1 protein-coding gene is annotated in these 253 nt (G+C 71.1%); it reads left to right on the forward strand.

The features are described 5' to 3' along the window. Position 1: 1 nt before the first annotated feature. Positions 2-166: a MarR family transcriptional regulator gene (locus JHD82_RS29750; RefSeq protein ID WP_374191686.1), complete on the forward strand. Its 165-nt coding sequence runs from the start codon at positions 2-4 to the stop codon at positions 164-166. The last annotated feature ends 87 nt before the right edge of the window (positions 167-253 follow it).

Below are 253 nucleotides of genomic sequence, written 5' to 3' on the forward strand. Positions count from 1 at the left end.
CGTGCATGCCATCCTGGAGATCGGCGCACAGGGGCGCATGGCGGCCTCGCAGCTGGCCCAGGTCCTGGGGCTGGAGAAATCCAGCGTCAGCCGCATGGTGCGCAAGCTGGTGGAGGCGGGCGAGCTGCTGTCTCTTATACACATCTCCGAGCCCACGAGACGCTGACGTTGATCGCGTATGCCGTCTTCTGCTTGAAAAGGGGGGGGGGGGGGGGGGGGGGGGGGGGGGGGGGGGGGGGGGGGGGGGGGGGGG

It is taken from the genome of Delftia sp. ASV31 (genome assembly GCF_016428765.1).
GTDB classification, from domain to species: domain Bacteria; phylum Pseudomonadota; class Gammaproteobacteria; order Burkholderiales; family Burkholderiaceae_C; genus Comamonas; species Comamonas acidovorans.